The organism is Candidatus Aalborgicola defluviihabitans, from assembly GCF_016705985.1.
GTDB lineage: Bacteria > Pseudomonadota > Gammaproteobacteria > Burkholderiales > Burkholderiaceae_C > Allorhodoferax > Allorhodoferax defluviihabitans.
This window is the reverse complement of record NZ_JADJKN010000002.1, coordinates 24,772-49,357: the sequence shown is the minus strand read 5'-3', so window position 1 is coordinate 49,357 and position 24,586 is coordinate 24,772. Positions and strand designations below refer to the sequence as shown.

Sequence of the window (24,586 nt, the reverse complement as noted above, 5' to 3'; positions counted from 1 at the left end):
CATGGAAAAAGCCATACTGACCTGCGCGCTAACCGGCGTGCTGACTAACCCCAAACAATACCCAGTTCCGGTAACCCCGGCGCAAATGGCAGCCGAGGCGCGCGACGCCTTCAACGCCGGCGCCTCTGTCATGCATGTTCACGTGCGCAGCCAGGAGGAGGGCATGGGCCATCTGCCATCCTGGGACCCGGACGTGATGGAGTCGGTCGTCAATGCCATTCGCGCAGCTTGTCCGGGCGTCATTATCAACCTGACTACCGGCGTGGTCGGCAAGGACATCTCTGGCCCGCTGGCCTGCATTCGCCGCGTCAAACCCGAGATTGCCGCCTGCAATGCAGGCAGTTTGAATTACCTCAAGATCAAGGAAGACGGCCAATGGGCCTGGCCACCCATGGTGTTCGACAACCCGATCACCAAGGTGCAGCAGTTTTTGGATGTGATGGAAGAGTGTGGCACGCACCCCGAGTTTGAATGCTTTGACGTGGGCATCGTGCGCTCGGTGGGCATGTACATCAAGGCTGGCATGCTCAAACCCGGCATGGGCCGCCCAGAATACAACCTGGTGATGGGCGTGGCATCTGGCATGCCCTGCGACGCGGACCTGCTGGCTTTGCTGCCGCAGTGGATGGCCCCAAACAGCATCTGGCAAGCCACCTTGATCGGCCGCGCTGAAATCTGGCCGGTGCACCAAAAAACGGCCGAACTGGGTGGCATGCTACGTACTGGTTTGGAGGACACTTTTTACCTGCCAGGTGGCGAGCGCGCCAGTGGCAACGGGGCCTTGATTACGGCACTGGCCCAATGCGCCCGCAATGCCGGGCGCGCGGTGGCCAGTCCGCAAGAGGCGCGCGAGCTGCTGGGCTTGCGCGCTTAGGACAGCGCCTTGCCCGGCCCCGGCCACCCCGTTTTTTGGTTTGAGCTGGCAATTTCGCCAAAAAGCGGTGATAGAATACGAGGCTTAGCGGCTGTAGCTCAGTTGGATAGAGTACTTGGCTACGAACCAAGGGGTCGTGGGTTCAATTCCTGCCAGCCGCACCATATGAATCAAGGACTTAGCGTCGAAAGACACTAAGTCCTTTCTTCTTTCTGGCTTTCAACATCGCTCTGGTTGCCGTTCGGTTGCCGTTTCTCGAAACCTTCTTTGAATATCAGACCTGCGGGATTGATGGCTGAACTGACTCCGAATGGCTGCACGCCATGGATGATGTCGGTATTTCTCGTGTTGGATGCTTAACGACTTGCTATTAAGTTGATAGCTGCTTGCGCAATGAGTACGAGGGCTAGAGGCCTATTTGGCATATAGACAGTGCTGCGCAAGGGCTTGATCAGCTACCGCGAAGGCGGCAGACAGTGACGAACCTTCGGCGCTCGATGCGTGTCTGTGACCTCCACCAGCGCGGTCATGCCGGGCGCGCTGCCTGCTGAATGGCGCTGCGCGCTGGTGGCAGCGCACCCAACATCACCGCTTTCCTATTGCGGGACTCTGTAGCTTTGGTCAGTGGCCAATGCGGAGTACCGCAATGGCCAGGCACCACGAAGCTGTCGCGTGGCGTTGGCGAGCAGCGCGGTCATGCTGGGCGGCCTGTTTTTTGATTGAGCTGCGCTGCGCGCTGTGGGCCAGTCCACCCAGCATCACCGCTTTCGTTTTGCCAGCGCTGTAGTGTCAGTCAGTGCGCGCGGCGCTGGTGCGCCCCGCACAGGTGCCGGGGAGGTACATCGCCAGTGCTTCGCAAGTGTTGGTCAGTGCGCTGGAGCGCAGATATGGCCTCGGCTCGCTGGCGCATCGTGCTGGATCAGCCGTCGCCTGCGGCTCGGCCTGGTCGCCGTGTTCGTGGCAGTTGTGGCGCACGCCCGCTACGGCCACCCGCTTCGCTTTTACATAACGCCGCATTGCCCTCAGTGCCCGCCAGTCGCTGCGCTAAAGCTCCGCTTGGTGCCGGTCACCGCTTCGCGCCCTTCGGGTGAAGGCAACAGGCGTTATGCAAAGTGGCCTTCGCTGGAGTCGGTCGCACAGCCGTCGGCGCTTCCCGGTCGCTTGCACGCCCTACGCGCCGCCGTCTGCGCGCCCTTGTGGTTGTCGTGGCACCGTGGCATTGGTCAGGCGCTGCGCGCTGTGTGCTTGGTCAGTGGCCTGCGGCCAGTCATGTGGTGTGTGCCCCCGCCCACCCTTGTGCTTCGCCGCTGCGCGGCATCAGCCCTGCGCGCTGGTCTGCCCGTCCGCCCCCCGTGGGGGCTCCCTCAGCCCGCGCGCCTGCTTGGTTGGTTTTTGCTACAAGTTTAGTAGCTGCCACGCACGGAATACGGGGGCTACAGGCCTAACGGCCTGTAAGCCAGCGTGGCCGCTGGCTTACTTTATCTAGGGCAATGGTCGTTGCACTTGCTATCTATTTAATAGCTGTTTGCGCAAGTTCTACGAGGGCTAGCGGCCTATTCTTCATATGGATGTTCTGCGCAGGGGCTTGGACTGCCATTGGGCTGGCCGCAGACAGTGCCCATTTTGCGAAACAGATGGTAGGCGCACAACTGATTCGACAGACTTCTTACTCTGGCCCTTTTTGTCGGTTGCCACTATATTCATAGTCATGGAGTTGTAGGGGTGAAATTTAGGTAAGACACTTTTGATCTCACCCACCCTCGAACCAATGATGGGCAATTGAAGGAAACGCGTCAGGAGGGACTGGATGTTTGGCATTTGGGTTGTGGTACATCGACACCGCCTTCAGCCCAGGTTTCAGAACATAAACCGGGCTCGATTTGATTGACAAATGGCCTGGGCATTGATGCGTTGTGGCTATGATCATGACAGACACCGTGCCGAATCAAGGTGCTGTTCGCCACGCCAAATCCGGCGAGTCTCCCCATCCGATTGAATTTTGACAACGTTCCCGATGCTGTGAAGAGCACTGCGCTTACGTTTTCTGCATCGGGCAGGAAGAAGCCGGATGGAATTTTCTTTCCGTTGTGCTCATGCGTTTCCAGGTTCAGCGTGCTTATGACAAGTTGCCCATTTTCGTCGTGGAAGAAATCATGACTGACCGCGTGCAGGTACTGGAATAGCGCGGACGAACTCCATGTCATGGACTGTGGCTCGTGGAAATCCGCTATGGCAAAAACCAATGGACTCCCTGCGACATGGGGAAGATTCCAATAGGGTGTTTTCCGATTGAGTTTCGAGAACAAGGCGCTCCCAAACTTGATGGGCATTTTTCCTTTGAGCAATGCGGCGACCTCTGTGGGGTCACGAAAGAAAGGGCCTTTGTGAGTTGCGACTTTGGGGATATCTCCGTCAGTTGGATTCACAGTAACGGCTTCGATGAAGATCTTTTTCCTCCCGTACCTACAGAAAAGTCAGGTGCAGGCTCTGGCCTTCAACGAATAAACCCTCTTCCAACAGGAATGCATAAAGGTAAAGCTCCCAAGGCGCGCATCGAATCCGCTTGTTTGAAACTGCTCAACAAAATTGCCATCAATGTCCACAAAATGCCGCATCATTTCTGACAACATGGATCGTGCCGAGTACCAATGATCTCCAGTTGCGACCAACTTAAAAATATCATTCAGCTTGTTCTCCGAAACAATGGGAGTAAACAGGTCAACCCCGGCTTTGTCCACGTCACCTTGTGGAAAAACGGCACTACCAGCTTGGGCCTGTTGTTTCATTGAGTTGAACAGGTGACGACGGGCTTCATTCAAAGACTGATAGCTGACGTTCACGTCTATGCAGCGAAAGCGGCCTTTTTCGTCTCGCCCCAAAACAACATATGCAAAATCTCGGTCAGTTCGATCCAGAGCCGCGAGCCCCAAGACCTGTTCCTTTTCGTCTGCAAACCACTCCAGTTCCTTTGAAACTCCGGTTGCAATGGGTGAACGAGTCCACGACACGAACGCATTGAATCTTTCACGCGACATCGGCCGTACACCAAACTCTTCGTGCAATTTCTTGATTCTTTCTTCGCGTGTCCCGCGTGCTTTTGCTTGTCCCAATTTGCCGCTCCCTGAATGTAAATGTCACCGATGCGAAGAGGATCACCCGGTGGTCGGCTTTGCGCCTCGTGGGAGTCTAGTCGCAAGAGTGGTTCAAGTTCCCCTAATGGCCTGACGATCCCGAGTGAACGCTCCGACGACCCAAGCTGCCCATTTTGCGAAACAGATTTACCCCTCCAGCAACTTGTGCAGGAAACCCAGCTTGCGGCCAATGTCATGCAAGCTGACTTGCACCAACGCATCGTGGCGGCTTTTGAGCCGCTGGTAGGTCTTCCAGTGCATACCTTTGGGCTTGCCGCCGTCACCATTCAAGATGCCAGCCTCCCAGCCCAAGCGTTTGCGCAGCTTGTCGGCCTTGGTGGATGCCCGGTCGCCTGCGCCTTCTTTCTGCGTGGCGTAGCCCAGCCCGCCACACTGGCGGCAGGCGAAGTAGCGGCCCGGCGCGTAGAGCACCGCCACCCGCTTGCTGCACCGTGGGCAGGTGAACCAGTGGCGCTGCCCGCCCAGGTGGCAAGCTGAGGTTTGCGTCTGCACCCGTTGTTCAACCACTTCGCCGGTGCTCTTCATTCGGTAGGACAACACCATGCCTTGGTCAAAGTCCACCTGGATGCTGATGCCCGCCACCTGCCGGTCGTTCACCAGCCATTGCCAGCTAAAGCTGCTGCCCGGCACCAGCAAGCCCTTGCGCGTGATCTTGCGAATGTCCAGCGGCATGGAATCGCTGGTTTCCGCTTTGCCGCTGTAACTGCTGCGCCGCCCACTTCCGCGTCCGCCCATTTTTATTCTCCGGTTTTTGCCGAAATCAATTGGCAAGTTGAGCAGGGTTTATGACCTTAAAACCCATGAATCGAGCTATAACCCGCATGGATGCTGGGTTCTGGACGTTTTGCGTGTTGCTGGAAATTGCGCATGTTTTTACGTGCGCGGCTACTTCTGAGGTCTTTCAGCTTGATCAGCATGGCCAACGTGCGTTCAAACTTGCGGTCCAGGTGCGTTTCGTAGCGGGAAAGCTTCTCCAGCCGGTAGGCTTGCAGCCCTTCGCCAATGGTTTGATTGACGATGGCGTCGTGGTGGCGGGACTCTTTTTCTTGCTGGTAGACAAAGGGCGTGACGTGCTCAGTGATGAAGGCTGCCAGCCCCGTGGCGTCGGCGGGGTATTCCTCATCGTCCACATAGTTTTGCCACCATTCACGGGTATCGGGCAGAAGGGCGCGCAAGGCTTTGTCGTAGGCACGGTCGCCACCTTTGCGCAGGATGGCGCTGGCCTTGTTGGTCGCATCAAGGTCGTGCCGGGCAGATTGCTGGCTTTCCGCAACGTCTGCCGGTTTCAAGTCCATCAGGTTGCGAATGTCGGTGTTCTCGCCTGACAGGCCCATCTCAAACGGTGCCGCCGCTGGAATGACGGTCTTGGCATTGCGAGAGGATTCCTTCAAGCCCTTGTTGATGGTGGCCCCCTCGGCTTGCAGCACCCGGCGCTTGCGCCAGATCACGCTGGCCAGTTCTTCAATCAGGTGCTGCTCTGTCGCGCCGGCTGGCAGGTGCTCGTCCATCAGCGAGTTGACCAGGCTTTCGTAATCAGCATGGCTCTCGTGGCTGAGCACGGTGTAGCGGCTCAGGATGCCGTGCTTCAGGGCGTTGAAACGGACGGCTTCGTAGGGTTGGGGGTTGGGGTCAGCCATGGGAATCAGGGGTGCGGTGTTGGCGGTGTCGGAGGTGGTGTTCATGGTGGGCTTTCAATATTGGGGTTCTGATCAATCGCAATACGCCCGCCACAGCGCCATGCCAGCGCCACAGCGTTGGCCGTAGCCAGAGCCACGCCCGGCGGCGATGCAGGTCGGGCAATTGAAGTGATGAGCGTGATAGGCCGCTGCCAGTTCTTTCCAGTCCTGCGGATTGACGGGTGGATCAGGTGCGTGGCTGGCCGCATCGTTTGCCGCCGTCAGCCAGTCAATCAACAGCGCCTTGCTGCTTCGGATGAGGGCGCGCAGGTCGTCAGTCAAATGGCTGGACGGTGCCACTGCCAGCCCCCCGGCAGGGGCCAGGGAGAGGTTCAGACCAGCGTGCGAAAGTCGGGCCACCACAGTTTCTACGGACTGTGCTGTCATCAAAAAATCTCCACGTCATCAAGCTGGCTTGCACCCGCTGTGTCGTCAACGTCCTGAATCTCGCAACTTGGCGCAACTCTCGCAACTATTGGCGTGGCCTTTTCTGTTGCGGCACGCTCTACCGTGCGCACCACCGTCCAACGCTTCAAGCCGTTGGTCTTGTTGGCGAGCACCAGGCGCAGGCCGGTGCAAAGCTGGCCGGCGTGGCGCTCAAGCCAGCGGCCCAAGATACGCACGTTGAGTTTGCCGTTTTGACCCGCGATTTCATCTAGTGCATCGAACAATACGGACTGCGCGCCAAAGTGTTCGGTTGCTTTGGTGATGGCCTGCGCCGGTGACGTGGGGGTGGTGCCAAAGGTGGCTATCCAGGCATTTAGCAGCGCCGCCAGCTTTGACGTTTCCGGGTTCTCTGACGCAGCGCGGTCAATAGAGTCCGCCGGGTCAACAAACATGGGCAAGTCCTTCAGGTCCCGACCCGACTCCAACATGCGTTCCCTGAGCCAGCACAAGGGCTGGCGCACCAGGTCATCCCACAACTCAAACGACGCAATACGCCCCTTGGCAACCTTGGGCCTGCCAGCGGCAATGTAGGCCCGCACAATGGTCAGCGCGGCCACCACCAAGGCTTGGCGGTTGCTGCAGACCTCGGTGAGTGGGTCAAACTCGAACTCGCGTTTGAAGGGCGTTTCAATCTGGGCATCGAGCCGCGCCAGCAATATCCGGCGGTGGGTGTCGCCTGTCAAAACGAGGTTGTTGCCCGAAACCAAAAACAGGGCGCGGTTGGGCAGCTCCACGTTCTCCGATACGCCCAGCACGCGGTCGGCAAACAAGGACGATGTCAAAAACGAGTCGATCACCGAGTTGCCCAGCGGTTCGCGCACGTTGTCCCACAGCAGCACCTTGGAGCCACCACGCAGGGCGGCAAACAGGCGCTTGCGGCATTCTTCCTCTTCGTTGGTGGGTGGCAGTACGGCGACATCACTGCCGGTGGCCAGTGCGCCTATGCACTTGGCCAACAGGGTTTTGCCGGTGCCCGCCGCTGGCGCATCAAAGCCGGTGGCCGGGCAAGTTGGCAATGCCGGGCGCAAACACGCGGCCAACATGGCGGCCAGGGTGACGCCAACGGCAACTTCATCGGCAAAGGGAAACAAGCGGATCGGGTGCCACAGCTTGGCCAATGCGTCCAGGGCTTGCTCGACGGTGGGTGCCGACGGCACGGCCAGCGGATAGGCTTCGGTGGTGACGTACATCAGCCCGGTCGCTGCGTCATGGCCCGGTTCGTCCAGCGCGCTGCCATCGGGCCGCAAGGTGGGTGCTGTGGTGACGGCTGTCAGCTTGCGGAAGTTGCGGCTGCCGTGTTTGGCAATGATGGCGTTGGCAATGTAGGTGGGTGCGTCTTCGGGGATTTCTCGCGTGGAGGTGACATTGCCGTCGTCATCGCGTTCGGTTTTGACGCTGTAGAACTCGGCCACCCGGCCTGCATGGTCCACCAGCCAGTCGCGGCTGACTGGCGTGGCCTTGCCGTCGGCAACAAACGCAATGGCATTGGTGCCAAAGTCAAACAGCTCACTACGGTCGCGCAAGACTTGCAGCACCGCATCGGTGGCGTCCACCCGCATACCCCGGCCCAACTGAACCCGTGCCGACTGGCGGCGCAATTCGTAGCGCATACCGCCGTGCCGGTGTGAGAACAGGTCAGGGCGGGTTCCGTTGAGCAGGCGGGCCACGGCCACCCGCTTGTCTGCATCCGGGTCGAGCGGGTCGGCAAAGCGTGTGTTGTGCCAACGGTGAGGGTTATCCAGAAGCTGCTCCACTTTCACCACCTGGCCATCGGCGCACGTCAACTCAAAGTCGCCCATGAGCACCTGATGCACCGCAGCGCGCTCCAGCACATTGGTGGCCTGTGCCAGTTTGATGCCACGGCGCTGCGCGAGGGCGGGGGCCTTGTCTGCCACCCAGTTACGCCGGGCTGTGTCGCACTTCTCGGCTACCGCCGCGCGTGCTGCTTTCAGTCCGGCTTGGGCTTGCTTTTTGATGGAGGGCGTGGCGCTGTTGATCAGCAGGCGCAGATTGAATTGGGCCGTTGCGTCTCCGTAAATCACGCCGTCAACCCCGGCGCGGGTAACCCCGTCCACCAGCACCGATGGCCCGGCAAAGTCCAGCCGCTCGGGCTGCCATACCGACACGTCCACCAGGCAACGCGGCATGCGTTGACCGGCGACGCCAATGTCGCACCAGCCCGCGCCCGGCGTGGCCCACAGCAGGGCCTCCAAGGCTTTGCCCGCTTCGGGAATCAGTGTGGCGTCCACCACGGGGATGTACAGGCGGTGCCGGGTCAGGCCAGACAAGATGCTGCCATCTGGCGATACGCAACCTGCCGACGCACTGGGCCTCCAGAGCATGGGGGCATCGGCCAGTGCGGGTGCAGCGGCAATCAAACGGTCCCGAAACTGCAGTGGCGACAACTCACCGTCGGGCAAACCATCGTGGTCCAGCATCATCACGCCCGGTGCGGCCCGAAACTTGAAGTTCTCGCGGGTGCGGGCGATGGCACCAGCTTGCTGCGCCTCGGTATCCCCTTGCGTGCAGACTGCCACCGCGTCGTCTTTGGTGACCCCCCAGGTGACAGCCTGCGCACTGGTCAATGTATCCAGATGGTGCTTGAGGCCGTGCAAGTCAGCTACGACCACACTCTGTGCTTGGCCTCGGCTCAGCATGGCCGAGGTTTCCTTGCGCATGCCGCCATTGGTGTTCATGCCGATGATTTTGGTCAGGCGGGCCGGTTTGATGCCGGTGATGACGGTGAAGGCCAATGGCAGTTTGGGTGGCTCTTCGCAGTTGTGAGAGTTGTCTGGAGTTGCGAGATTTTCGGTTAGGTCGTTCATACACACCCTTTCAATGCAACACCCAAAAAGGATGGCAACGGCATACGGCGCGGATTGGACCAGCCAATAGGCGAGGGTGTGAAGAGTGGTTTTTCATGGCTACAGCCCCTGCTGCCATCAGCTCTTTGCGCTTGGTGTGCAGCGTCTCGACCAGTTCGCGGATTTGGGTATCGGTCTTGCCCGAGATGCGCGCTGCATTCAGCGCTTCGATTTCGTTGGACGGCCATCCGACGGCGCGCGGCCCCAGGCTGACGGGTTTGGTCCACAAGCCTTGCGCAATGCGCAGGTAAATGGTGGAGCGAGAGTAGCCCGATTGGGTTTTGGCGGCTGGGATACGCAGGATGGCGTGCGACATGTTGGCACCTCAGTGGGTGTTGTTGGACATGCCGCCGATCTTTCCGGGATACCCCGCATCCGCTAAGCCCCTATGCTCAGCAGCGCCTAGGCTGTGCTTAGCATCAACTAGGGTCTGGGATGTTGGTTAACGCCTTCCGTGCAGCGTCGTAGGACATATTCAATCCCTGCGCACTCCTGCTCAGCACAAACGTTTCTTGACGAATACTTGCCACTTGCCCAAATAGTGCGAATTTGATTTTGTTTGTCACGGCTTCCGCCGGGCTTGTCATGGAGTGCATTTGCAGCAATTTGAGCATTTTGAGAACGCCACTCGGCCGATCCCACAACGGCTTGGTCTGGCTGTCCAACCGACTCAAATACTTCCGTTTTTCCCAAACCAGCGGCTTCAAAGTCGCCATCAAAATCCTCAGCCTCAATCTGCAAGACGTGCGCCAAAGGAAACAACCCGGCTTCCAACGGTGGCCAATCGGCGTGTTCTGAAAAAGTGCCCCGCGTGCCCCCATAAATGGGGTGAATATCCGCGAGACGAGATTCTTCAATCTTGGCCTGAATGAACGCCACCGCCTTCAAACCGGGGCGCTGGCCCCAACGTTCGATCAACGCTGAGCCAGTCATGTATCTGTCAGCAGGCGCAAACTGATCAATGTCCTCTACCTTGAACCAGCATGCCATGAGCGGAGCTATGTAGTCGGATGTGCCGACGAAGTATGAATACGAAAAGCGTGGCGGTGGGTCCAGCTCATTGGCATTCACATACGCGGTGATTCCGCCAAGTTTCGGACCATAAAAAATCCAAGCCGCCAGTTCCTCGGGGGTTGCGCCAAGGCGCGCTGTCAACTGCTGCATGGCTTTGGGGTACGCCACATACCGGGTAGCAGGGGCTGGTTCAGCCAAAGGTGCGCCGTCCTTGGTCAGACTTGGTTTTCGTTCTGGGTAGTAGTCGCCGCGCGCCAGCCGCTTCTGCGCATCCATGCGGGCAAGTTCCTGTTTGAGTTCTGCCAGCCGGCTTTCTTTGAGCGCCAGATCAGCGGCGGCCGGGGTAGCAACCACTTCCCATGCTGCCACCTGATTATCTGGTCATCAACCCGCTCAAAGAAATCACCAGAATTTTGGTCCTGCGCGGTCGCTGGGTCATGCTGGTAGTCCAACTGCAAGGCCACACTGCGACGCTGGCCAGCGGACAGGTTGTCCCATGCCATGGGCGCTAATTCTTTTCAACCCGCTGGCGCAATGTGTCAGGTAGGCCGGAAAGTGGGGTGTCAAACCAGTCTTCAAACGCCCAAGTCAGCGAGTCAAATGTACTCATGCTGCGAGTCGCTGTCTTGCTAACAGCGCGTTGGGCATTTGCCGGAAAAAGGCCCTGGTCGAGTAATTACGGGTCATGTTGTCTCCCTGCTGGACGTTGAATTCAGCGTATGGCAAACGCTGCCGGACGACTCTGAACTTTGCTGTACATTGGAGTATAGGCACACGGTTTCATCGCGGTACAGAGAGCAGCGATAGCCTCCTTACTGCGCTCGGGCTGATGGCGCTCTCGTGCTCGGAAAATTCACCCAAGGAGCGTCAGAAAAAGAGCATGAAACTCATCGACAACATCAACGACCTGCTGGGCGAGGACATCAAGCAGTCAGTCCAGCCGGGTGCGCGGCTCAAAATCGCCGCATCATGCTTTTCCATCTACGCCTATAGGGCCTTGAAGCGTGAGTTGGAATCGGTGGAGTCATTCGAGTTCATCTTCACGTCTCCCACGTTCATGCCCGGCGAGGCAACCGATGCCGCCAAGAAGGAGCGGCGCGAGTTCCACATCCCCAAGTCACCCTCTGAGACGCAGAGTGAACGCGGCTTCTATGGCACCGAGTTCGAGGTGCAGCGCAAAAACAAGTTGACCCAGCGCGCTATCGCGCGCGAATGCGCCAACTGGATGCGCCGTAAAGCCAAGTTTCGTTCCAACAGTGGCGTGGCACCCATGCAGCAGTTTGCAGCGGTGCAGGCTGCTGGACCCGCTGCGCCCAATGCGGTTTACATGCCGCTGCATGGCTTTACTGCCGTGGATTTGGGCTACCAGCGCGGCAATGCGGTGTCCAACATCGTCAACAAGTTTGACGAGCCCGCCAATACCAGCGTATTCTGAGCCTGTTTGACCAAATATGGGCTGATTCCGACAAACTCAAAGACGTCACCAGCCTGGTGTGCGAACACATTGCGTCAGTCTACCAAGAGAATTCGCCCGAGCGCATCTACTTCCTGATGCTCTACAACATCTTCAACGAGTTCCTGGAAGACCTCAACGAAGATGTGCTACCCAACGACCGCACCGGCTATCTGGACACCTTGGTATGGCGAAGCTGTTTAATTTCCAGCGCGATGCCGCCACTGGCCTCATCAACAAGCTGGAAACCTATAACGGCTGCATCCTGGCCGACAGCGTGGGCCTGGGTAAAACCCTTCACGGCGCTGGCCGTCATCAAGTATTACGAGCTGCGCAACCGCTCAGTGCTGGTGTTATGCCCCAAGAAGCTGGCCGACAACTGGCTCACCTACAACCGCAACCTCAAAACCAACATCTTCGCCAAGGACCGGTTCAACTACGAGGTGCTGTGCCATACCGACCTGCAGCGCACCAGCGGCGAATCCTTTGGCACGCCGCTGGATCGGGTCAACTGGGGCAACTACGACCTGGTGGTGATCGACGAGTCGCACAACTTCCGCAACAACGACGTCTACAAGGACAAGGAGACGCGCTACCAGAAGCTGATGAACACGGTCATCAAGCAGGGCGTCAAAACCAAGGTGCTGATGTTGTCGGCCACCCCGGTCAACAACTCCGCTTCAATGATCTGCGCAACCAATTGGCTCTGGCATATGAAGGCAACGCCGGGTTGCTGGGCGACAACTGCGCACTGAGAAGGACATCGACGATCTTCCGCCGCGCGCAGACCGCGTTCAATATGTGGACAAGCTGCCGCCGGAGGAGCGCACCGCCAGTGCCATCCTGGCCGCGTTGGACTTCGACTTTTTCGAGCTGCTCGACAGCGTCACCATTGCCCGGTCGCGCAAGCACATCGAGACGTTTTACGACACCAAGGACATTGGCCGCTTCCCGGAACGCCTCAAACCGCTGTCATTCCATTGCCCGCTGACCCAGCGCACCGATGTCATAGGTTTCAACGACATTTTCAACCAGCTATCGCTGTTGAAACTGGCCGTGTATGCGCCCGTGGGCTACATCCTGCCCAGCCGCATCAAGAAGTACGAAGACATGTACGACACCGAGGTGGCCAGCGGAGGCGGCAAACTCAAACAGGCCGACCGTGAAAAGAGCTTGCAAGCGCTGATGACTGTCAACCTGCTCAAACGGTTGGAAAGTTCGGTTGCATCGTTCCGCCTCACGCTGCAAAGCCTGCAAAGCAACCACCAGAAGGCGCTGGCCAAGATTACCGCCTTCAAAAGTCAGGCAAGGCCGCCAAGTTCACCGACCACACGTCGGACTTCGAGGACGCGGATTTGACGACGAGCTGTTGCCAGACCTGGATGACGACCGGGGCGGCGAAAGCAGTTCGACCGGTGGCAAGGTGCAAATCGAACTGGGTGACATGGACCTGCCATCGTGGGAACACGACGTATGGTGGCTTGGCTGTCATTGACGGGCTATTGGCTGAAATGGCCAAAATCACCCCGGCTGACGATGCCAAGCTCCAACACCTGAAAGCCCAAATCGAGCAGAAGCTGGCGCACCCCTTCAACCCCGGCAATCGCAAGCTGCTGATATTCACCGCGTTCGCGGACACGGCCAATTACCTGTACGACAACTTGGCACCGGGCCTGTTCCAGAAGCACGGCATTCATACCGGCAAGGTCACTGGCTCCACCGAGCCCAAAACCACACTTCGCCTGGCTGCCAACCCGCGCCAAGGCGTGGATTTTCAGACCATGCTCACGCTGTTTGCGCCGCGCGCCAAAGAGAAGGCACTGACCATGCCGCATGAGCCGGGTGAAATCGACGTGATGATCGGCACAGATTGCATCTCCGAAGGCCAGAACTTGCAGGACTGCGACACCGTCATCAACTACGACATCCACTGGAACCCCGTGCGCATCATCCAGCGCTTTGGCCGGGTGGACCGTATTGGTTCCCCCAATGCGCGCATCCAGTTGGTCAACTACTGGCCCGATATCAGCCTGGACGAGTACATCCGCCTGAAAGAGCGGGTTGAGAGCCGCATGATGATTGCTGATGTGACCGCCACGGGCGATGACAACGTGCTGTCCGCCCAATCCAATGACGTGGCCTACCGCAAGGAGCGAATGCGCCGCTTGCAAGAAAAGTCATCGAAATGGAAGACCTAAAAACCGGGGTATCCATCACCGACCTGGGCCTGAACGACTTCCGCATGGACTTGCTGAACTACGTCAAAGCCCATGGCGACCTGGCGCGCCTGCCCAATGGTTTGCATGCCGTGGTGCCCGCCAACCCAGAAAAGGGTTTGAAGCCCGGTGTCATATTCACGCTGCGCAACCGGTTGCTTAGCGGTACAACCGGTGCCGTGGTGCAGCAGAAGAACCGGCTGCACCCGTACTACTTGGTTTATATCGGTATGGACGGCAACATCATTGCCGACCACATGGAGGTCAAGGCACTGCTGGACCTGGCCCGCAATGCCTGCAAAGGCCGCAGCGAACCCGTACCCGCCGCGTTTGAGCCGTTTAACAAGGCGACCGACGATGGCCGCAACATGCGCACTTTCTCCACCCTGCTGGACCAGGCCATTCACTCCATGATCGAGCGCCAGCAAGAGCAGGACGTGGACAGCTTGTTTTCGCCGGGCAAAACCAGCGCCTTGGTGGGTGAGATTGCCGGGCTCGAAGACTTGAGCTGATCAGCTTCTTGGGGATTCAGGCCCCATGACCACCCAAGCACTTTTCGCCTGGCCGTCTGCAGGCGGCGGTAGGTAGCGTTGTCGCCAAGTCGAAAATCTACGCCCACGCCAAGCCCCGGCGTTGCGTGCGCTGTTTGTGGAGCAGGTGGAAAGCATTACCTGGGCCTACAAGCTAGCGCCAGAGACCATCAATTTGCCCGCCAAACCGGCGGTGCCAGAGATTGAGGTGTTTGAAGTCGCCTTGAAGCTGCCTGATGTCAGTCATTCGGTACTGCGCTGCATCGACAAAGCCATGCCGCGCCCCATTCTGTTCAACCTGCGGTTTGAGGGATGCGGGCGAGACGTTGCGTGACCAGTTGGACCGTCTGGCCGCATTGGCTGCCAAGCAGGCGGCAGCAGCCAAGCTGGAAGCGCGCCTGAACGCTGAAAAACAGTTCAACCGCAAGGTCGAGATCAACGCCCAGTTGCGTACCATTCGCACTGAGCTGGAAGCGCTGACATGATCAGCGGCCAAGTAAATCAATTTGCTACGTATTTGATAGCTGCTCCCGCAAATTCCACGGGGGCTAGAAGCCAAAAAAAATGACCATGAATAAACTGAAAATGCACAGCCCTGACCTGACGCAGGCCAACATCGCAAAAGTGGCGGAGTTGTTCCCAGGCTGCATTGCGGAGGCCCGTGGTGATGATGGTGTGATCACACGCAGCATCGACTTTGACCAATTGCGCCAAGAGCTGTCCACTTCTATTGTGGAAGGGCCACAGGAGCGTTACCAACTCAATTGGCCGGGCAAACGCGAAGCACTACTTAATGCCAATGCGCCTATCGCTAAGACGCTACGCCCTTGTCGTACCCGAGAACGAGAAAGGTAACGAGGTCGATGAAAGCGTGGGTTTGACACCACCAAGAATCTATTTATTGAAGGGGACAACCTTGATGCATTGAAGCTGCTGCAAGAGACCTACCTGAACAAAGTCAAGATGATTTACATCGACCCGCCTTACAACACGGGCAAAGATTTTATGTACGACGATGACTTTTCGGAGGACTGGAGTAGCTATTTCCAACGCTCGCAGCAGAGTGATGTGGCTGGGAATCGCATGGTCGCAAACGCGGAGCGAACGGTCGATTCCACTCCGATTGGTTGTCAAATGATCTATCCAGGCTAGAAGCTGGCGCGCAATTTACTGCGCGAGGACGGTGTCATATTCGTATCGATTGATGACAACGAAGCTGAAAACTTGGAAAAGATTTGCGACGAGGTGTTTGGCGAGGACAACTTTCTCGTTCAATTCTGTTGGCGCAGTGATGGGAATTTCGATAACCAAGCCAAGATAAAGATTTGTCACGAATACGTGCTTCTCTACGCGAAATCTGCGAAAATTTCCTCCCCTCCCGTCGTTGACCCGAGTACGGACGCCGGTAGCAAACTATTCAAACCCGAAATACGAAACACCGTTGTAAAAAACGGACCGAAGAATCCGGTTAGCGGAATAGTGTTGCCAGTAGGTTTCCCTGCGACATTTGAAAGCGGAAGTATCGCGGCGCGCACAAGTCCTTGGCCACGATATTCAGTTGACGCGATAGTTGCGAACGCACGATTGACGAACTCAGTTGTTGTTGAAAGTGGTTGGAGCTCAAAGAGTTGGTCCAAGAGTTTATTGCCAATGGATGTCGGGCAATTCGAGACAGCAAGGATCAAGTCACAACTTTTTGTGCTCACCCAATCGGTGCGATTGAAGCCGTCAAACAACGGCACGACTACCAAAAGCCATGTCATTTCAACGCTGAATGGGTTTGGTGGAACTCAGAAGGCAACTGCTCAGTTGGTTGAATTAGGCAATTTTGATGGCTATCCAAAGCCGACTGAGCTTCTCAGTTACTTTGTGCAGATGAACATTGGGAACGACGCACTGATCTTAGATTTCTTTTTTGGTTCGGGCTCCATGGCTCACGCAGTGATGGAACAAAATGCAAAAGACGCTGGGACGCGCCGGTTTATTTTGGTTCAAATCCCTGATCCACTCGACCCAGGAAACGAAAAGCAAAAATCGGCGGCGGATTACTGTGACGGGCTCGGATTGCCTAGGACAACGGCTGAGTTAACCAAAGAGCGTCTCCGCAGAGCGGGCAAGAAAGTTCGAAAAGACAACGCCGGAAAAGCGGGCACCGACAAGCTGGACGTAGGTTTCCGGGTGCTCAAAATCGACACTTCTAATATGAAAGAGGTGTTCTACACCCCGATTCCGTATCCCAAGACCTGCTGTCTGATCAAGTCAACAATATCCTGAGAAGACCGCACGCCGGAAGACCTGCTGTTCCAAGTGCTTCTGGACTGGGGCGTAGATCTGGCGCTGCCTATTGCCAAAGAAACCATCGAAGGCAAGTCCGTGTACTTTGTAGATGGCAATGCCTGGCCGCGTGCTTCGACGAGGGCGTGAGCGAAGAGTTTGTAAAGCTGCTGGCGCGAACCGCTGCGCGCGGTGTTCCGCGATGCCGGTTTTGCAACCGACAGCGTCAAGATCAATGTGGAGCAACTTTTCAAACTGATCTCACCCAGCACCGAAGTCAAAACCATTTGAGCGACACGACCATGAAGCTCAAATTCAAAAAGCAGGCGTACCAGACCAACGCAGTGGTCGCCGTGGCAGATTGCTTTGCCGGGCAACCCAAGCGCGAAGGGCTCAATTACCGGGTAGACCCTGGCCGTGCGGTGGATGCCAGCGGCAAGCAGTGGCCGCGCTGGAAACCGTGGGTTTCAAGAACGCCGATCTGGCGTTAACACCGGGCCAATTGCTGGAAAACATCCACGCCGTGCAGCTTAGGCAAAACCTGCCCCTGTCCGCCGCGCTGGTCAAAACCAAGGTGTGCGACATCAATCTGGATGTTGAAATGGAGACGGGTACGGGCAAGACGTATTGCTACGTCAAAAGCATGTTCGAGCTGAACGCCCGTTACGGGTGGAGCAAGTTCATTGTGGTGGTGCCCAGCATTGCCATCCGTGAGGGGGTGTTCAAGTCGCTGGGAATCACCGCAGAGCACTTTCTGACGAGTACAAGAGCGCGCCCGGTTCTTCATCTACAACTCTAAGCAGTTGCACAACTTGGAGAGCTTTTCCAGTGACGCGGGCATTAATGTCATGGTCATCAACGTGCAGGCTTTCAATGCCACGGGCAAGGACGCACGCCGCATTTACGAAGAGCTGGACGACTTTCAGTCCCGCAGGCCCATAGATGTGATCAGCGCCAACCGGCCCGTCATGTTTCTGGACGAGCCGCAGAAGATGGAAGGCGGCAAAACGCTGGATTCGCTGGCCAACTTCAAGCCGCTGGCGGTGCTTCGCTACTCAGCCACACACAAGACGGCCCACAACAAGATTCACCGGCTGGACGCGCTGGACGCGTACAACCAGAAGCTGGTCAAGAAAATTAGGGTGCGCGGCATATCGGTCAAGGGGCCTGACTGGCACCAATGCATACCTGTATTTGGAGTCCATCGAGGTTTCCACCGCAGCGCCCGTGGCGCGGGTGGAGCTGGAAATCAAGCAGAACAATGGCATCAAGCGTGTGCTGCGCAAGCTGTCCCGCAATGACAACCTGTTCGACCTGTCGGGCGATTTGGAGCAGTACCGGGGCTTTGTGGTGGCCGATATCAATGCGCTGACCAACACGGTGACCTTCACCAATGGGCATGAGCTGGTGGCGGGTGAGGCCACGGGCGATGTCAGTGAATCGGCCTTGCGCCGCATCCAGATCCGCGAAGCGATCAAAGCCCACTTTGAAAAAGAACAGGCGCTGTTTGCCCAGGGCATCAAGGTGCTGTCGCTGTTTTTCATTGACGCGGTCAGCAAATACCGCAGCTATACCGATGCTGGCGAGCAGCCCGGCGAGTACGCCCAGATGTTTGAGGAGGAATACAACCTGCAATTGGCCGAGGCGCAGACGCTGGAAGACACGCCTTACAACCGGTATCTCAAAGGCATTGCGACCACCCAAACGCACAACGGTTACTTCTCCATCGACAAGAAGACCAAGCGAATGGTGGACCCGGAGACGGGCAAAAAGTCCACGGAAGCCGACGACGTGGATGCGTATGACCTGATCTTGAAGGATAAGGAACGGCTGCTGTCATTCGAAGAGCCAGTGCGGTTCATCTTCTCGCACTCCGCTTTGCGGGAAGGCTGGGACAACCCCAACGTGTTTGTGATCTGCACTTTGAAGCACAGCGACAACACGGTAAGCCGCCGCCAGGAAGTTGGGCGCGGGCTGCGTCTCTCTGTCAATCAGCATGGCGACCGCATGGACAACGCGGCCACGGTGCACCAGATCAACGTGCTGACTGTGGTTGCCAGCGAGAGCTATAAGGACTTTGTGACCGCCTTGCAGCGTGATATCAGTGAGGGATTGTCGGAGCGGCCACGAGAGGCCAACGAGTCTTATTTCACCGGCAAGGTGCTCAAAACCACAGCCGGTGACGTGGACGTAACCCCGCAACTGGCCAAGCAGATATACAAGTACCTGCTTAAAAACGACTACACCGACGACAAAGACCGCATCGCCGATGCGTACCACGAAGCCAAGAAAGAGGGCACGCTTGCAGCGTTGCCGCCCGAATTGGCGGCGCATGCCGATGCCGTGTATGCGCTGATCGACAGTGTGTTCAGCGATGCGAAGTTGCCATTGCCGGAAGACGACCGCAAGGCCAAAACCAATCCGCTGAACGCCAATTTTGAGAAAGTCGAGTTCAAGGCGCTGTGGAATCGCATCAACCGCAAGGCGGCGTACACGGTTGAATTTGAAACGCCCGAGCTGGTAGCGAAGTGCGTGAAGGCCTTGGAAGCTGAGCTGAAAGTTGGCCCCATGCGTTACACCGTGGTGGCTGGGGAGCAGGCCGACACCGCCACCTATGACGGTATCCGACGGGCGGATCGTTCAAAGTGACCGAGTCCACGACGGATTTTCACCGTGCGTCAGCCCATTCCGCCGTCAAATATGACCTGATTGGCCGACTGGCAGGAGAGACGCAACTGACGCGCGCGACCGTAGCCAGTGTCTTGCAGGGCATCAACAAAGCCGTGTTCAGTCAGTACCGCACCAACCCCGAAGACTTTATGCAGAAGGCTGCACGCCTGATGAATGAGCAGAAGGCGACCGTGATCGTGGAGCACATTGCTTACGACCCCACGGGTGACACGCACACCATGGACATCTTCACCCAGGACAAGCCGAAGGAAGATTTCAGCAAGGCGGTGAAGGCCGATCACCACATTTACGACTACGTGTTCACCGACTCCAAGAACGAACGCGACTTTGTGCGCGAGCTGGACACCAGCACTGCCGTGGTGGTGTATGCCACTGCCGCGTGGCTTTTTCATACCCACACCGGTTGGCAACTACAACCCCGACTGGGCCATTGCATTCCAGGAAGGTAAGGTCAAGCACGTCTACTTTGTTGCCGAAACCAAGGGCTCCATGTCCAGCATGGACCTGCGGAAAATCGAGGAAAGCAAGATCGAATGCGCCCGCAAGTTCTTTGCCAAGATCACATCCGACCAGGTCAAGTACGACGTGGTGGATGGGTATGGGAAGCTGATGGAGCTGGTGGCGTAGGGGAGGGACAAATTGTCCCCCTCCTTTGGTGTTGGCTTATGGGGGTGATTGCACCATCAGGTTAGCCAGCCTTTGGCCCAGGGCATCGAACGCCTTGACCTGCTCAGCCTCCCGCCTGTCTTGGATGTAGACGCCGCTCATGCCCTGCTTGATGTGGTTCTCGCATTCGTTGATCACATCGTTCGAGATACCGAGTTGACTCATTAGCGTAGAGGCGGTGCGGCGCAGGTCGTGCGCAGTCCAGCGGCCACCTTCCAGCACCAGCGCGTCAACGGACTTGGTTCTGTTTTGCAGGCGCGCGCTTTCGCTGCTTTGGCGGTCGGCCAGTTGTTTGCCAAATGACTTGACGCACACCGGCCCAGTGGCCCGGCTATCGGGAAAGACCCAGGCCACTGGCTTGCTGGTGTCGCGATGCGCTTCGCGCAGGGTGGCCAACTCGGTGAACTGCTGCACGGCGAAGTCGCTCAGGTGGACCAGGTGATCGCGTTGGTTCTTGGTGGTGGGCAAGTACCAGGTGCGGGCTTGCAGATCAACGAACCCGAGTTGCACCGCGCCAGACTTTTGCGCCGTGTTGTGCGCGTCTACAGTGGCCTGTAATGCCTGCTGCTGGGGCTTGGCATCGGCCCACACCGCGCCCATCAGCTCACCGATGCGGCAGCCGGTTGCCAGAATCAGCCACAGCCCAAGGACGGTGCGCCTGCTCAGGTTGGCCGTTCGCAGTTGCTTGACCAGTGCGGCCAGCTCATCGTTTGACAGCACCCGGTCGCGCTTGATGTCTTTGCCGCCGACCTTGCGTTTGCTGATCAACTCAATCGGGCTGTGTTCGATGATTTCACGCTCGGCGGCAAAGCGAAACATTTGTTTGAGGTCGGCCAACAGCACGTTGGCGGTGCGCAGCTTGCCTTCGGCCTTCACTGCATCCAGGATGGCAAGGATGTCGGCCTTGCGCACGTCCACGACCGCGATGTCGCCCAACGTGGCAAATACTCGCCGCTCGAACTGCTCGCGCACATACTGACCGCCGTCTTTGCGCCCGATGCGCTTGCCGTCGCCGCCGATGTGGGGAGCCAGCTCGGTAGCGGCCCAGCGCTCGAACACCTGTTTGACGGTCAGCCGCCGCTGCCGGTCCAGTTCGGCCTGCTGCTCTGCCGTGGCCGCAGCGCGTTTGTCTTTGTCCGCCTGCTGGCGCGCGTCTTCGCTGGCTTGCAGGCGGTCGGCCTCAAGTTTGGCAAAGTGCTGGCGCAGGTCGCGGGCACCATCTTTGTATTGCTTTGACCAGCCCGCCGCCTTTTCGCGGGCTGCCGCCAGGGTCAGATAGCCTTCCCGGCCTTTGGGGTCGTAGGCACCCACCGCAAGGGTGTCGCGCTGGCCGGTGCGGGTGGTATAACGAAAATAGAATGATCGCTCACCACCCGGTGTGATCCGGCCCAAGAACCGACCAGCACCGCGTGGGGCTGGGTCAGTGAACCACTGGTCAGCACCGTTCGGTTTCGATGCCATTTCTTTGTCTGTGATGATGCCCATTGACCTGCTTTCCAGTTGCCGTTCGGTTGCCGTTTCTCCCGGCTGGTTGCCGTTCAGTTGCCGTTTCTCGCTAGCTGTCATTGTACATCTTAGGTTGAATTAGGACGCTAAAGTTTCGTAAGTTGTTGATTTGTAATGAATAAAATAAATATCACGGATGCAGTTGTTTCTTTTGGAACGCTGTTTGCATTGACTACGAACCAAGGGGTCGTGGGTTCAATTCCTGCCAGCCGCACCAAATGGATAGCCCTGAAACAGCGATGTTTCAGGGCTTTTTCATATCCAGTGTTGTTCATCTCGGCTCAAAAGTGGGGCCGTCTTCACGGGTGCCACATGAACAAGGCTTTCACCAAAGAGTCAGACAACGCAGACGATGACGATCTGCAATTGCCCCCCATTCCGGTCGGTGGCAAAAATTACATGACTCCCCAAGGCTACGCCGCGCTGCGGGGCGAGTTGCTGGACCTGATTGACGTTGAGCGCCCAAAGATCGTGGATGTGGTGCATTGGGCGGCCAGCAATGGTGATCGCTCAGAAAACGGCGACTACATTTACGGCAAGAAGCGCTTGCGAGAGATTGACCGGCGCATTCGCTTTCTCACCCAGCGCATGGAGATTGCCGAGATTGCCAACCCTGCCGTGCACCATGGCAACGACCAAATTTTCTTCGGCGCAACCGTAACCTATGCCGATGAGGCCGGCCACGAGCGCACGGTAACTATCACCGGTATTGACGAGGCCAACAGTGCCAAGGGTGAGGTAAGCTGGATTTCCCCCATTGCCCGCACTTTGCTCAAGGCGCGCACAGGCGATTTACTCAAGTTGATCATGCCCGGTAAGGTGGAAGAGATCGAGGTTTTGTCCGTTAGCTACCCGGCCCCACAACCCGAACCCCCGGCACCTTAACCGGGCGAGGAAACTTTGCGACGCTCGGCCAGCATCACCGAAGGCGAGCGGTTTAGGTTACGCAGGGCGGCAGTCAGGTGGGCGACATCGCGCACGGCAATCACGAAGCGGAATTCCACATCGTCCTGCGCAGCCTCCTGCCCCATGTCGATATGCACAATGTCCGCCTCCGTGGCAGCCAGTGCCGCCGCGACCTGGGCCAGCACGCCCTTGCCGTTCTTGGCGGTGACAACCACGCCGGTCTCAAAGCTGCGTACCGGCTCGTCTGACCATTCGACCGTAATGAAACGCTCGGCGTCTTTGTTGAGCAGTTTTTTAGCCACCGGGCAGTCGCGGGTGTGTACCACCAGACCCTCGCCACGCCCCAGGTAACCCACAATCTCGTCTCCCGGGATGGGGCGGCAACAGCGGGCGAACTGCACGGAGGCGTTCTCGCTGCCGTCCAGGGTGATGGAACCCTGCGAAGTGGATTCGTGCGCGGTGAAGCGCTCCCGGGTTAGCAGCAGCGCATCCGGTTTTGCCCACTGTCGGCCAACATATGCACAAGACGTTTGGCCACGATATGGGCAATGCGTTTACCCAGGCCGATGTCGGTCAATAGCTCTTCGCGGCTTTTACTGCCGGTAAAACGCAGCAACTTGTCCCAAATAGGATCAAAAGCAGGTTCGTTTTTTGGAAAACGGTCAATACCCTCGGCGCGCAATGCCTGGGACAGTAGTTTTTCGCCCAACTCCTCGGACTCGGTATGGGCCATGGTTTTGAGGTGGTGGCGGATTTTGGAGCGGGCCCGCCCGTGCGCACGAAGCCCAGCCACGCGGGGTTGGGTGTGGCATCTGGTTCGGTAATGACCTCCACCACATCACCACTCTTGATCTCGGTACGCAATGGCACCTGATCGCCGTTGATGCGGGCAGATACCGTGCGATCGCCGACATTGCTGTGGATCGCATAGGCAAAGTCCACCACCGTGGCGCCGCGCGGCATGGCCATGATCTGGCTCTTGGGTGTGAACACGTAAACGGCATCGGGGAACAGGTCCACCTTGACGTGGTCCCAGAACTCGGCAGCGTCACGCGTTTCGTCCTGGATATCGAGCAGTGATTGCAGCCACTGGCTGCCCAAGCGCTCGGCCGCAACGGTGCCGGGCGCATTGACCTTGTACAACCAATGCGCTGCCACGCCGGATTCGGCCACTACATGCATGGCCTCGGTGCGCAGCTGGAACTCCACGCTCACGCTTGATGGGCCCACCAGGGTGGTGTGCAGCGACTGGTAGCCGTTGACCTTGGCAATGGCAATGTGGTCCTTGAATTTGCCCGGCAACGGTTTGTACAACTGGTGCAGCACGCCCAGCGCGGTGTAGCACTCGATGACGGTGGGCACGATGACCCGAAAGCCGTATATGTCAGTCACCTGGGCAAAGCTCAGATGCTTGATGTTCATCTTCTTGTAAATGGAGTACAGCGATTTTTCCCGCCCAGCGATACGAACGTTGATGCCTGCTGCGGCAAAGGCCGCTTCCACTTCTTTGCGCACTTTCTGGATCAGGTCGCGGCGCCGGCTTCGGGCTTTGGTCACCGCCTTGGTCAGGGTGGTGTAGCGCCAGGGGTGCAGGTAGCGAAATGACAGGTCCTGCAACTCGCGGTATGTCTCGTTCAAGCCCAAACGGTGCGCAATAGGTGCGTAAATTTCCAGTGTTTCCGAGGCAATGCGCGCCCATTTGGAGCGGGGCACATCGCCCAGGGTGCGCATATTGTGGGAGCGGTCTGCCAGCTTGATCAGGATGACGCGCACATCACGCGCCATGGCCAGCAGCATTTTGCGGAACGATTCGGCCTGGTTTTCTTCGCGGGTGTTGAACTGCAGCTTGTCCAGTTTGGTTAGACCGTCCACCAACTCGGCCACCGGCGAGCCGAAACGCTCGATCAGTTCGCCCTTGGTAACGCCGCAGTCCTCCAATGCATCGTGCAGCAAGGCGGCCATCAGCGCTTGGGCGTCGATCTTCCATTCGGCGCACTGGGCGGCAACGGCAATCGGGTGGGTGATGTAGGGCTCACCGTTGTTGCGCAACTGGCCTAGATGGGCTACGTCGGCAAACCGGTAGGCCTGGCGGACTTTTTCCAGATCTTCGGGAGACAGGTAGTCGAGTTTGTAGGTCAGGGCGGCAAAGCTGGCGGCGGCCGCGTTGACGGCGTCCGGGTGCAGACCGGAGGCTGCAGCCGGGTCGTCTTTGCGTGGCGGTTGTTGAAAGAGGTTGCCCATAGCTCAAATGTAGCGCGCTGCAAAAAGTAATGGCTGCAAAGGGCTGCGAATGGGCAAAAAAAAGCACCGCGAACGG

The 24,586-nt window shown here is 57.9% G+C and carries 29 protein-coding genes, 1 tRNA gene and 1 pseudogene; 20 read left to right on the top strand and 11 right to left on the bottom strand.

What is annotated here, in order from left to right:
* Position 1 precedes the first annotated feature (1 nt).
* A complete protein-coding gene (locus IPI80_RS00580; RefSeq protein WP_413856135.1) occupies positions 2-874 on the top strand; it encodes a 3-keto-5-aminohexanoate cleavage protein in 873 nt (290 codons plus the stop codon).
* 87 nt (positions 875-961) lie between these two features.
* A tRNA-Arg gene (locus IPI80_RS00575) sits at positions 962-1,038 on the top strand.
* A 625-nt stretch (positions 1,039-1,663) separates the two neighbouring features.
* Here the strand turns inward: IPI80_RS00575 and IPI80_RS00570 are convergent.
* From IPI80_RS00570 to IPI80_RS00530, 9 genes are all read right to left on the bottom strand, one after another.
* Positions 1,664-1,891, bottom strand: coding sequence for a hypothetical protein (locus IPI80_RS00570; protein WP_413856133.1), 228 nt, complete (start codon positions 1,889-1,891; stop codon positions 1,664-1,666).
* 776 nt (positions 1,892-2,667) lie between these two features.
* Positions 2,668-3,300 carry a hypothetical protein gene (locus IPI80_RS00565; RefSeq protein WP_413856131.1) on the bottom strand — a complete coding sequence of 211 codons (633 nt, stop codon included), beginning with the start codon at positions 3,298-3,300 and terminating at the stop codon, positions 2,668-2,670.
* A gap of 48 nt (positions 3,301-3,348) precedes the next feature.
* Complete coding sequence (locus IPI80_RS00560) at positions 3,349-3,984, bottom strand: hypothetical protein (protein ID WP_413856129.1); 636 nt, start codon at positions 3,982-3,984, stop codon at positions 3,349-3,351.
* Between the two features lie 168 nt (positions 3,985-4,152).
* Positions 4,153-4,761 (bottom strand): hypothetical protein, encoded by a 609-nt coding sequence (locus tag IPI80_RS00555; RefSeq protein ID WP_413856127.1) that lies wholly within the window; start codon positions 4,759-4,761, stop codon positions 4,153-4,155.
* Between the two features lie 56 nt (positions 4,762-4,817).
* Positions 4,818-5,708, bottom strand: a complete 891-nt coding sequence (locus IPI80_RS00550; protein WP_413856125.1) for a hypothetical protein — start codon at positions 5,706-5,708, stop codon at positions 4,818-4,820.
* A 27-nt stretch (positions 5,709-5,735) separates the two neighbouring features.
* Positions 5,736-6,089, bottom strand: coding sequence for a hypothetical protein (locus IPI80_RS00545; RefSeq protein WP_413856123.1), 354 nt, complete (start codon positions 6,087-6,089; stop codon positions 5,736-5,738).
* A complete protein-coding gene (locus IPI80_RS00540) occupies positions 6,089-8,974 on the bottom strand; it encodes a hypothetical protein (protein WP_413856121.1) in 2,886 nt (961 codons plus the stop codon). Before IPI80_RS00540 ends, IPI80_RS00545 begins: the two co-directional genes overlap by 1 nt.
* Positions 8,975-8,984: 10 nt before the next feature.
* On the bottom strand, positions 8,985-9,329 hold the full coding sequence (locus IPI80_RS00535; RefSeq protein WP_413856119.1) for a helix-turn-helix transcriptional regulator: 345 nt from the start codon (positions 9,327-9,329) through the stop codon (positions 8,985-8,987).
* A 107-nt stretch (positions 9,330-9,436) separates the two neighbouring features.
* Positions 9,437-10,381 (bottom strand): hypothetical protein, encoded by a 945-nt coding sequence (locus IPI80_RS00530; protein WP_413856117.1) that lies wholly within the window; start codon positions 10,379-10,381, stop codon positions 9,437-9,439.
* Between the two features lie 5 nt (positions 10,382-10,386).
* On the opposite strand from IPI80_RS00530, the gene IPI80_RS00525 reads away from it, so the two are divergent.
* The 17 genes from IPI80_RS00525 to IPI80_RS00445 all read left to right on the top strand — a co-directional run bounded on the left by IPI80_RS00525 (position 10,387) and on the right by IPI80_RS00445 (position 19,818).
* Positions 10,387-10,539, top strand: a complete 153-nt coding sequence (locus IPI80_RS00525) for a hypothetical protein (RefSeq protein ID WP_413856115.1) — start codon at positions 10,387-10,389, stop codon at positions 10,537-10,539.
* A gap of 368 nt (positions 10,540-10,907) precedes the next feature.
* Entirely contained in the window at positions 10,908-11,462 is a 555-nt protein-coding gene (locus tag IPI80_RS00520; RefSeq protein WP_413856113.1) for a hypothetical protein, read from the top strand.
* A gap of 56 nt (positions 11,463-11,518) precedes the next feature.
* Positions 11,519-12,235 carry a hypothetical protein gene (locus tag IPI80_RS00515; RefSeq protein WP_413856111.1) on the top strand — a complete coding sequence of 239 codons (717 nt, stop codon included), beginning with the start codon at positions 11,519-11,521 and terminating at the stop codon, positions 12,233-12,235.
* A gap of 46 nt (positions 12,236-12,281) precedes the next feature.
* Positions 12,282-12,839 (top strand): hypothetical protein, encoded by a 558-nt coding sequence (locus IPI80_RS00510; RefSeq protein ID WP_413856109.1) that lies wholly within the window; start codon positions 12,282-12,284, stop codon positions 12,837-12,839.
* Between the two features lie 152 nt (positions 12,840-12,991).
* On the top strand, positions 12,992-13,678 hold the full coding sequence (locus IPI80_RS00505) for a C-terminal helicase domain-containing protein (RefSeq protein ID WP_413856107.1): 687 nt from the start codon (positions 12,992-12,994) through the stop codon (positions 13,676-13,678).
* On the top strand, positions 13,666-14,208 hold the full coding sequence (locus tag IPI80_RS00500) for a hypothetical protein (RefSeq protein WP_413856105.1): 543 nt from the start codon (positions 13,666-13,668) through the stop codon (positions 14,206-14,208). The genes IPI80_RS00505 and IPI80_RS00500 overlap by 13 nt, the downstream gene beginning before the upstream one ends.
* 121 nt (positions 14,209-14,329) lie before the next feature.
* Positions 14,330-14,560: a DUF4391 domain-containing protein gene (locus IPI80_RS00495; RefSeq protein WP_413856103.1), complete on the top strand. Its 231-nt coding sequence runs from the start codon at positions 14,330-14,332 to the stop codon at positions 14,558-14,560.
* Positions 14,553-14,711: a DUF4391 domain-containing protein gene (locus IPI80_RS00490; protein ID WP_413856101.1), complete on the top strand. Its 159-nt coding sequence runs from the start codon at positions 14,553-14,555 to the stop codon at positions 14,709-14,711. The genes IPI80_RS00495 and IPI80_RS00490 overlap by 8 nt, the downstream gene beginning before the upstream one ends.
* An 85-nt stretch (positions 14,712-14,796) precedes the next feature.
* Complete coding sequence (locus tag IPI80_RS00485; protein WP_413856099.1) at positions 14,797-15,081, top strand: hypothetical protein; 285 nt, start codon at positions 14,797-14,799, stop codon at positions 15,079-15,081.
* A gap of 69 nt (positions 15,082-15,150) precedes the next feature.
* Complete coding sequence (locus IPI80_RS00480) at positions 15,151-15,378, top strand: hypothetical protein (RefSeq protein WP_413856097.1); 228 nt, start codon at positions 15,151-15,153, stop codon at positions 15,376-15,378.
* Between the two features lie 3 nt (positions 15,379-15,381).
* Positions 15,382-16,500: a DNA methyltransferase gene (locus IPI80_RS00475; protein WP_413857547.1), complete on the top strand. Its 1,119-nt coding sequence runs from the start codon at positions 15,382-15,384 to the stop codon at positions 16,498-16,500.
* Positions 16,501-16,802: 302 nt separating this feature from the next.
* Positions 16,803-16,991, top strand: coding sequence for a hypothetical protein (locus IPI80_RS00470; protein WP_413856095.1), 189 nt, complete (start codon positions 16,803-16,805; stop codon positions 16,989-16,991).
* The gene (locus IPI80_RS00465; RefSeq protein WP_413856093.1) at positions 16,943-17,299 is read left to right on the top strand and encodes a DEAD/DEAH box helicase family protein; all 357 of its coding nucleotides are present in this window, start codon (positions 16,943-16,945) and stop codon (positions 17,297-17,299) included. The genes IPI80_RS00470 and IPI80_RS00465 overlap by 49 nt, the downstream gene beginning before the upstream one ends.
* Positions 17,300-17,312: 13 nt before the next feature.
* Positions 17,313-17,801: a hypothetical protein gene (locus tag IPI80_RS00460; protein WP_413856091.1), complete on the top strand. Its 489-nt coding sequence runs from the start codon at positions 17,313-17,315 to the stop codon at positions 17,799-17,801.
* Complete coding sequence (locus IPI80_RS00455) at positions 17,695-19,149, top strand: hypothetical protein (protein ID WP_413856089.1); 1,455 nt, start codon at positions 17,695-17,697, stop codon at positions 19,147-19,149. The genes IPI80_RS00460 and IPI80_RS00455 overlap by 107 nt, the downstream gene beginning before the upstream one ends.
* Positions 19,146-19,640 carry a hypothetical protein gene (locus tag IPI80_RS00450; protein WP_413856087.1) on the top strand — a complete coding sequence of 165 codons (495 nt, stop codon included), beginning with the start codon at positions 19,146-19,148 and terminating at the stop codon, positions 19,638-19,640. The genes IPI80_RS00455 and IPI80_RS00450 overlap by 4 nt, the downstream gene beginning before the upstream one ends.
* Positions 19,558-19,818: a hypothetical protein gene (locus tag IPI80_RS00445; protein ID WP_413856085.1), complete on the top strand. Its 261-nt coding sequence runs from the start codon at positions 19,558-19,560 to the stop codon at positions 19,816-19,818. Before IPI80_RS00450 ends, IPI80_RS00445 begins: the two co-directional genes overlap by 83 nt.
* A 36-nt stretch (positions 19,819-19,854) precedes the next feature.
* Here IPI80_RS00445 and IPI80_RS00440 read toward each other — a convergent pair whose 3' ends face one another.
* Positions 19,855-21,342, bottom strand: a complete 1,488-nt coding sequence (locus IPI80_RS00440) for a tyrosine-type recombinase/integrase (protein WP_413856083.1) — start codon at positions 21,340-21,342, stop codon at positions 19,855-19,857.
* 333 nt (positions 21,343-21,675) lie between these two features.
* On the opposite strand from IPI80_RS00440, the gene greB reads away from it, so the two are divergent.
* Positions 21,676-22,248: a transcription elongation factor GreB gene (greB, locus tag IPI80_RS00435; RefSeq protein ID WP_413856081.1), complete on the top strand. Its 573-nt coding sequence runs from the start codon at positions 21,676-21,678 to the stop codon at positions 22,246-22,248.
* Here greB and IPI80_RS00430 read toward each other — a convergent pair.
* Positions 22,245-24,510 (bottom strand): annotated as a pseudogene (locus tag IPI80_RS00430) (RelA/SpoT family protein). The gene greB and the pseudogene IPI80_RS00430 sit on opposite strands and share 4 nt — an antisense overlap.
* Between the last annotated feature and the right edge of the window lie 76 nt (positions 24,511-24,586).

Bases quoted from the DNA above. Each gene is read 5' to 3' on its own strand.
- IPI80_RS00580 (WP_413856135.1), top strand. From the start codon at position 2: ATGGAAAAAGCCATACTGACCTGCGCGCTAACCGGCGTGCTGACTAAC.
- IPI80_RS00570 (WP_413856133.1), bottom strand. From the start codon at position 1,891: ATGCGGCGTTATGTAAAAGCGAAGCGGGTGGCCGTAGCGGGCGTGCGC.
- IPI80_RS00555 (WP_413856127.1), bottom strand. From the start codon at position 4,761: ATGGGCGGACGCGGAAGTGGGCGGCGCAGCAGTTACAGCGGCAAAGCG.
- IPI80_RS00550 (WP_413856125.1), bottom strand. From the start codon at position 5,708: ATGAACACCACCTCCGACACCGCCAACACCGCACCCCTGATTCCCATG.
- IPI80_RS00545 (WP_413856123.1), bottom strand. From the start codon at position 6,089: ATGACAGCACAGTCCGTAGAAACTGTGGTGGCCCGACTTTCGCACGCT.
- IPI80_RS00540 (WP_413856121.1), bottom strand. From the start codon at position 8,974: ATGAACGACCTAACCGAAAATCTCGCAACTCCAGACAACTCTCACAAC.
- IPI80_RS00535 (WP_413856119.1), bottom strand. From the start codon at position 9,329: ATGTCGCACGCCATCCTGCGTATCCCAGCCGCCAAAACCCAATCGGGC.
- IPI80_RS00525 (WP_413856115.1), top strand. From the start codon at position 10,387: ATGCTGCCACCTGATTATCTGGTCATCAACCCGCTCAAAGAAATCACC.
- IPI80_RS00520 (WP_413856113.1), top strand. From the start codon at position 10,908: ATGAAACTCATCGACAACATCAACGACCTGCTGGGCGAGGACATCAAG.
- IPI80_RS00505 (WP_413856107.1), top strand. From the start codon at position 12,992: ATGGCCAAAATCACCCCGGCTGACGATGCCAAGCTCCAACACCTGAAA.
- IPI80_RS00500 (WP_413856105.1), top strand. From the start codon at position 13,666: ATGGAAGACCTAAAAACCGGGGTATCCATCACCGACCTGGGCCTGAAC.
- IPI80_RS00485 (WP_413856099.1), top strand. From the start codon at position 14,797: ATGAATAAACTGAAAATGCACAGCCCTGACCTGACGCAGGCCAACATC.
- IPI80_RS00470 (WP_413856095.1), top strand. From the start codon at position 16,803: ATGAAGCTCAAATTCAAAAAGCAGGCGTACCAGACCAACGCAGTGGTC.
- IPI80_RS00445 (WP_413856085.1), top strand. From the start codon at position 19,558: ATGCCACTGCCGCGTGGCTTTTTCATACCCACACCGGTTGGCAACTAC.
- IPI80_RS00440 (WP_413856083.1), bottom strand. From the start codon at position 21,342: ATGGGCATCATCACAGACAAAGAAATGGCATCGAAACCGAACGGTGCT.
- greB (WP_413856081.1), top strand. From the start codon at position 21,676: ATGAACAAGGCTTTCACCAAAGAGTCAGACAACGCAGACGATGACGAT.